The organism is Bradyrhizobium sp. (assembly GCF_049581145.1).
Taxonomy (GTDB): Bacteria; Pseudomonadota; Alphaproteobacteria; order Rhizobiales; family Xanthobacteraceae; genus Bradyrhizobium.
Map to the genome: position 1 here is coordinate 1 of NZ_JBAURI010000267.1, position 6,544 is coordinate 6,544.

Below are 6,544 nucleotides of genomic sequence, written 5' to 3' on the forward strand. Positions count from 1 at the left end.
GGTCCGCAGCCTGGTCGAAGCCCACGGCGGCACGGTCGAGATCGCGGCGGCGGCCGGCGGCAGTGCGCGGGTGACCATCGCTCTGCCGGTGTTCAAGGCGGTCTGACGATCGCCTTGCAGCGATCCCGTGCGCGGCGGCGGTATCCGGCCTACGCCGCGTGCAACGAGCCGAGGAAGCTTGCCACTTCGGATTTGAGCCGTTCCGATTGCGACGACAATCCGTTGGCGGCGCCGAGCAGTTTGGAGGCCAGCACGCCGGCCTCCTCGGAGGCCTGTGAGACGCTGACGATGCTGTTGTTGACGTCTCTGGTGCCGCTCGCGGCCTGCTGGACATTGCCGGAGATTTCGCGCGTCGCCAGACCCTGCTGTTCGACGGCGGTGGCGATCTCGTTGGAGATCGAGTCGATCTCGGCGATCGTGCCGCCGATCGCCTGGATGGCGTTGACGGCCTCGCCGGTGGCGCTCTGGATACCCTGGACCTGCGCCGAAATTTCTTCGGTGGCCTTGGCGGTCTGATTGGCCAGCGCCTTGACCTCACTCGCCACGACCGCAAATCCCCTGCCGTGTTCGCCGGCGCGGGCGGCCTCGATGGTGGCATTGAGCGCGAGCAGGTTGGTCTGGCTCGCGATGTTCTGGATCAGCGTCACCACCTCGCCGATTTTCTGCGTGCCCGCGGCAAGCCCTTCGACGACGGCGTTGGTGCGGCGTGCTTCCTGGGCGGCCTTGCCGGCAATTTCGGCCGAGCGGGTGACCTGGTGGGAGATGTTGGTGATCGAGGCGGTCAGTTCTTCGGTCGCCGCCGCCACCGTTCCGACATTGCTGGAGGCCTGGGTCGAGGCATTGGCGGCGGCCGCAGTCTGCCGCACGGATTCGGCGCTGCTGTCGCTCATCGACGCCGACATACCCTGCATCTCGCCGACCGCGACCGTAACCGCCTCGACGATGCCGCCGATCTTGCGCTCGAAGCCGGCCGCGAGTTCGCGCCGCGCCGCGTCGCTGTGCTGCTTGGCGTGCCGTTCGATCTCGGCTCGCTCGCCATTGGCGCGGGCTTCCGCGGCATGGGCGGTTTCGGCTTCGGCCGTTTTGCGGGCGGTGGTCTCGAACAGTTGCGACAGTTTGAAGGCGAGCACGATCAGAACGCCGGCTTCGATCAGGAGAATCACCGCATGAAGCACGACCCGGCCGAAATCGGCGCCGCCGGGATAGATCGCGGCAGGAAGCACGAAATTCAGCACCAGATGATGCAGCGCGACCGCCACCGTGCCGGCGATCACAACACGGTAGTCGCAATAGGCGACGAGACAGGCGAGCGCGGCAAAGAAATACATGTGCATATCGATCTGCCAGGGGTGCCCGGCGAGCTCGTAGACGAACGTCGAGACGCCGCCCATCAACGCGACCGCGAAGATCAATTGGGTGGACAGCGTATTGCCGGCGGCGCTCCATGACACCGTCGCGGCGATCGCCATCATCATCAGGATGACGGCCGGCATGACCCAGCTGGCACCGCTCACGAGGCCGATTATCACGGCAATCGGAACGTGCAGCCACAACGCCGCCAGCAGCACCTTGCTGGTGGTGTCACGCAACATGGCCAGATCGTCGCTCTCGATGGTCATTCCAAGTCCCCCAAAACTACTTCCCAAGGCAGGCGGCGACCGCCTGCGGATCGATGGCAAACCAGGCGCCGGACGCGCGGAGCCGCCGCAGACCGTCCTGCCCATCAGGTCGCACAATCAGCAGCGACGGAACCGCCGTCATCCTCACGACTGCAGCGTCGGCGGAAGCGGCGGCGTCGATGGCGTGCCGTGCGTCCCACCACGGCGGAAAAGCCACGGCGACAATTTCGGAACCCGGACCCGGCTGCAACGTCAACGCAGTGATTGCGACCCAGCTCGCGAGCAGCAATGCGGCGGCGTTCAGCCAGGTGGGCCATCGCGATGTCGAGATGGCTGTCCCGCGCTCCATTCGTGGGACGATAGTCGGCACGAGGCTAACCAGCCGTGAATTCCCGACTCGGGAGTATTACGGAGAAGCGACTGCCTTGAGCGTCGCAAGGTAGCGATGCACCGGCAAGCTAGCCCGCCGGCACTGGCAGTGCCGTGACCGACTTGATCTTCTCCATCGCAAAGCGCGAGGTGACGTTCTTCAGCGGCACGGCGCCGATCAGTTTCTTGTAAAACACATCGTAGCTCGGCATGTCCGCGACCACGACGCGCAGCATGTAGTCGACGTCGCCCGCCATCCGGTAAAACTCCATCACCTCGGGCATGGCGCTCACCGCCTCGGCGAATGTCTTCAACCACGCTTCCGAATGATCGGCGCTCTCGACCGAGACGAAGACGGTGATGCCGAGCCCGATCTTGTTCTGATCGACCAGTGCGACGCGGCGCAGGATGACGCCGTCAGCCTCCAGTCGCTGGATGCGCTTCCAGCACGGCGTGGACGACAGCCCGACGCGATCGCCAATCTCGGCGACCGACAGCGAGGCGTCTTCCTGCAGCACCATCAGAATCTTGCGATCGATGGCATCGAGGCGGCGGTTGGAGTCATGGACTGGAAGGGCGACGTCGCTCATGAGAAGAACTTTGTTCCATTTGTAGGGTCATAAACCCTCTTATAGAGAAAAATCTTCTATATCAAGTCCCGGAAGCTTGGGCGCGACCGGGCACGTTACCGGTCTCCGCCTAAAAGATCTTCCAGTTCAATACGTTGTGGCGCAGCAACGGCACAGCGGAAACGGCGGCATTTCAGCGCGGCGGCGGGCCGCGATGCGCAGCTTGTCCCGGATAGCGATGCGGATGATGCGGGTGGGCGGGTCGGCGCTTTGTCGGGAGTCGCGGCCAGGATCGGCGGTGCCGGTCGCAGGCCCTGAATTGGGCGGGAGATGCCGGCGCGTTCGCGCTATGCGCTCGCCTGATCTTCCCCACGCACCCAGCGGCCGACCAGATGATGGGCGATGGCGAAGGGATGCGGACCTGCGAGACCGTCGGGATGGGTCCGCGTGATCATCAGGCGGGCCTCGGCGCGATCGAACCAGCGCGCATCCTCCAGTTCGGCGCGGTCGACCACGACCGCTTCGGTGGTGGCGCGCGCGGTGCACCCGATCATCAGGGATGACGGATAGGGCCATGGTTGCGTCATGTAATAGCGGACATCGGTGCAGCGGATGCCGCTCTCCTCGAAGGTCTCGCGGCGGACCGCGTCCTCGATGGTTTCCGCGGCTTCGACGAAGCCGGCAAGGCAGGAATACATGCCGGGCGGAAATTGCTTCTGGCGGCCGAGCAGGCATTTGTCGCCTGAGGTCACGAGCATGATCACGACCGGATCGGTGCGCGGAAAATGCTCGGCCTTGCAGTTCGGGCACTCGCGCTTCCAGCCGCCTTCCTTCATGGCGGTGCGGGTTCCGCAATTGGCGCAGAAGCCGTGGCGCTGATGCCAGCTTACCAGTGATTTCGCCATCGCGATTGCAGAGAGCTGCTCCGGGGGGACCACGCCCTGCATCGCCATGCCGCGCAATTCGCTCACGGCGACGTCGTCGCGGCCGAGCAGCTGCTCTGCTGCAGCCGGCGACAGGCCCATGCCGAACACGGCGGCGCCGTCGCGCAGTCCCAAAAAGATGGTGCCGGGATTGGCGCCGAATTTCAGCGCCTCGTCGATTCCGAGCAGCGCGCGCGAACCGTCGCCCTCCCGCTTCACCACCAGCGAATCGCGATGCACCAGATAGGCGCGCGAGGAGGGCTGGCTTTCCAGCGCCAGCAGTTTCTCGTCATTGCCGCGCAGATGCGCCGCGCGGTCGAGGATGTCGGTAACAAAGGCGGGCCGTCCGAGCGGAAAGGAATCGAATGCTGACATTTCTGTTCAACCGAGCCAAATCTTGCGGCGAAGCGCGCGAATGAAATTCTGCACCTCTTCGGCGTCATGCGGAAGCGGCGGCACCACGCCCCAGACCGGGCGCGGCCAGGCGGCATCGCTGGTGCGGCGGGCGATGATGTGGACGTGAAGCTGCGGCACCGCATTGCCGAGTGCCGCGATGTTGAGCTTATCGCATTTGGTAATGTCTTTCAGCGCGCGCGCAACGCGGGAAATTTCGGTCGTCAGCTGCGCCTGCTCGACCTCGGCGAGGTCGATGATCTCCACCACCTCCTCCTTGCGCGGCACCAGCAGGAGCCAGGGATAGTTCGCGTCCTTGATGACCAGCACCCGGCACAGCGGCAGGTCGCCGATGTCGATGGTGTCTTTCTTGAGCTGGGAGTGCAGCGACCAGTCGGGCGAGTCAGACGGCATGCATGTTCCCTTGTCATGCCCGGCCTAGTGCGGGGCGTCCACGCTTTTCCTGGCATCGCAAGAAACCAAGACGTGGATGGCCGCAGCATCGAGCGCAAAGACGCCTCGCGCCTTCGCCCGGCCATGACGGCAACTAATGCCTTTCCGCGGCTCTGCACAAGTCCCGCAGACCGCCTGGAGACCCCCTGCCGTCCCGCTTGCTTTCCGGGCCTTTTGGCCCCAAATAGGAGCCGGGAGATTGGCGGTGGACGAGCCACTCGCCAACCGGGTCAGGTCCGGAAGGAAGCAGCCCTAACGAGGTCCGGATCGGGTCGCTCGTCAGTCTCCTACCTGTTTTTCGAGCGAATCGCGCAAAAAGCGGCAATCCGCTTTGCGGGGTCCGTTCCGACGGCGCCTCCCGCGCAAGACCGGGCATCGGTCCTTGACCAGGATGTGCTTCCGGCTCGCGATCGAAGCCGGCCGAGCGACACTGAATTGCGGATCGATCGATGACCGACGCTGGCGCTTCCCCCGACGGGCCTGACGGAGCCAACCCCGGCGCACGCGAGCCGGGCGGGGCGCTGGACGCCGCAAGCCCCTATCGCGTGCTGGCGCGCAAATATCGTCCATCCAGTTTCGAGGATTTGATCGGCCAGGACGCCGTGGTCCGCACCGTCTCGAACGCATTCGAGACCGGCCGGATTCCGCAGGCCTGGATCCTGACCGGCGTGCGCGGTGTCGGCAAGACCACGACCGCGCGCATCCTCGCCCGCGCGCTGAACTACGAAATGCCCGATGGCTCGGTGAAGGGGCCGACCATCCACATGCCGGAGCTCGGCGTGCACTGCCGGGCGATCATGGAAAGCCGGCACATGGATGTGCTGGAGATGGACGCCGCCTCCCATACCGGCGTCGACGACGTGCGCGCCATCAATGACGGCGTGCGCTACGCGCCGGCCAGCGCCCGCTACAAGGTCTACATCATCGACGAAGTCCACATGCTGTCCACGGCGGCCTTCAACGCCTTTCTGAAGACGCTGGAGGAGCCGCCGGAGCACGCCAAATTCGTCTTTGCGACCACTGAAATCCGCAAAGTTCCGGTCACCGTGCTGTCGCGCTGCCAGCGCTTCGACCTGCGCCGGGTCGAGGCTGACGTCCTGATGCGGCATCTCGCCAATATCGCGGCCAAGGAACAGGTCGAGATCGAACCCGAGGCGCTCGGCATCATTGCCCGCGCGGCGGAAGGCTCGGTGCGCGATTCGCTGTCGTTGTTGGACCAGGCGATCGCGCATGCCGCGGGACGGGTAGCCGCCGACGACGTGCGGCAGATGCTGGGGCTTGCCGACCGCACCAGGGTGATCGACCTGTTCGAGCATCTGGCGCGCGGCGACATCGCCAGCGCCTTCCGCGAGTTCCGCGAGCAGTACGACACCGGCGCCGACCCGATCGTGGTGCTGTCCGATCTCGCCGAGTTCGTCAATTTCGTCACCAGGGTCAAGGTCGTGCCGGCCACCGCCGACAACGTCGCCTTCAGCGAGACGGAGCGGCTGCGCGGGCGCGACTTCGCCGCGAAACTGTCGATGCGGGTGCTGTCGCGGATGTGGCAGATGCTGCTCAAGGGCATCGCCGAGACACAAGCCGCGACCCGTCCGGCCTCGGCTGCGGAAATGGTGCTGGTGCGGATCGCCTATGTCGCCGACCTGCCGACGCCCGATGAAGCGATCAGGATGATCGAACAGAACGGCGGAGCGACGCCGGTCGTTGCGGCCGGCTCGCCGCCGCGCAGCGTGCCAGTGTCACAGCCCTCAGCGGTGGCGCCGACGCCAATGCGTGCCGCGTCCGCACAGCGCTCCGGTGCGGAGGCGTCCGTCCGTCCGCAGATGACGATGCCGGCGCCGGAGGCGCAGGCCGCCCCGGTGCGCCGGATCAACGGCTTTCCCGAATTGGTCGCGCTCGCCGGCGAGAGGCGCGACCTCCTGACCAGATCCGCGCTGGAGGCGGATGTCCGGCTGGTCCGCATCGAGGACGGCCGGCTGGAAGTGGCCCTGGAGCGCAACGCGGCCCGCACGCTGATCAACGACCTCTCGCGCAAGCTCGAGCAATGGACCGGGCGGCGCTGGACCGTGATCGTCTCCAACGAGGCGGGCCAGCCGACACTGCGCGAACTGAGCCTGGTCGAGAAAAGTCAGCGCGAGCGCGCCGCCGAGGCCGATCCGCGTGTCAAGGAGGTGCTGGCGCGCTTTCCAGGCACCCGCGTGGTCGAGGTGCGCAAGCTTGC

Annotated in this window: 6 protein-coding genes and 1 other RNA gene; 2 read left to right on the top strand and 5 right to left on the bottom strand. The window is 65.8% G+C overall.

Annotation, left to right across the window (positions count from 1 at the left end; genetic code table 11):
- Positions 1 to 149: 149 nt before the first annotated feature.
- The 5 genes from WCB02_RS09030 to WCB02_RS09050 all read right to left on the bottom strand — a co-directional run bounded on the left by WCB02_RS09030 (position 150) and on the right by WCB02_RS09050 (position 4,287).
- The gene (locus WCB02_RS09030; RefSeq protein WP_423957630.1) at positions 150 to 1,619 is read right to left on the bottom strand and encodes a methyl-accepting chemotaxis protein; all 1,470 of its coding nucleotides are present in this window, start codon (positions 1,617 to 1,619) and stop codon (positions 150 to 152) included.
- Between the two features lie 16 nt (positions 1,620 to 1,635).
- Entirely contained in the window at positions 1,636 to 1,908 is a 273-nt protein-coding gene (locus WCB02_RS09035) for a hypothetical protein (protein ID WP_423957632.1), read from the bottom strand.
- 169 nt (positions 1,909 to 2,077) lie between these two features.
- Positions 2,078 to 2,578, bottom strand: a complete 501-nt coding sequence (locus tag WCB02_RS09040; RefSeq protein WP_423957633.1) for an Lrp/AsnC family transcriptional regulator — start codon at positions 2,576 to 2,578, stop codon at positions 2,078 to 2,080.
- Between the two features lie 326 nt (positions 2,579 to 2,904).
- Complete coding sequence (gene nudC / locus WCB02_RS09045; protein WP_423957634.1) at positions 2,905 to 3,855, bottom strand: NAD(+) diphosphatase; 951 nt, start codon at positions 3,853 to 3,855, stop codon at positions 2,905 to 2,907.
- A 6-nt stretch (positions 3,856 to 3,861) separates the two neighbouring features.
- Positions 3,862 to 4,287 (bottom strand): HIT family protein, encoded by a 426-nt coding sequence (locus WCB02_RS09050; protein ID WP_423957636.1) that lies wholly within the window; start codon positions 4,285 to 4,287, stop codon positions 3,862 to 3,864.
- A gap of 233 nt (positions 4,288 to 4,520) precedes the next feature.
- On the opposite strand from WCB02_RS09050, the gene ffs reads away from it, so the two are divergent.
- Positions 4,521 to 4,617, top strand: an RNA gene (ffs, locus tag WCB02_RS09055) — signal recognition particle sRNA small type.
- A 158-nt stretch (positions 4,618 to 4,775) separates the two neighbouring features.
- Positions 4,776 to 6,544 (top strand): DNA polymerase III subunit gamma/tau (locus WCB02_RS09060; RefSeq protein ID WP_423957637.1); only part of this gene is annotated, 1,769 nt, incomplete at its 3' end.

Coding starts and splice junctions, on each gene's coding strand:
- WCB02_RS09030 (WP_423957630.1), bottom strand. CDS start 1,619: ATGACCATCGAGAGCGACGATCTGGCCATGTTGCGTGACACCACCAGC.
- WCB02_RS09040 (WP_423957633.1), bottom strand. CDS start 2,578: ATGAGCGACGTCGCCCTTCCAGTCCATGACTCCAACCGCCGCCTCGAT.
- nudC (WP_423957634.1), bottom strand. CDS start 3,855: ATGTCAGCATTCGATTCCTTTCCGCTCGGACGGCCCGCCTTTGTTACC.
- WCB02_RS09050 (WP_423957636.1), bottom strand. CDS start 4,287: ATGCCGTCTGACTCGCCCGACTGGTCGCTGCACTCCCAGCTCAAGAAA.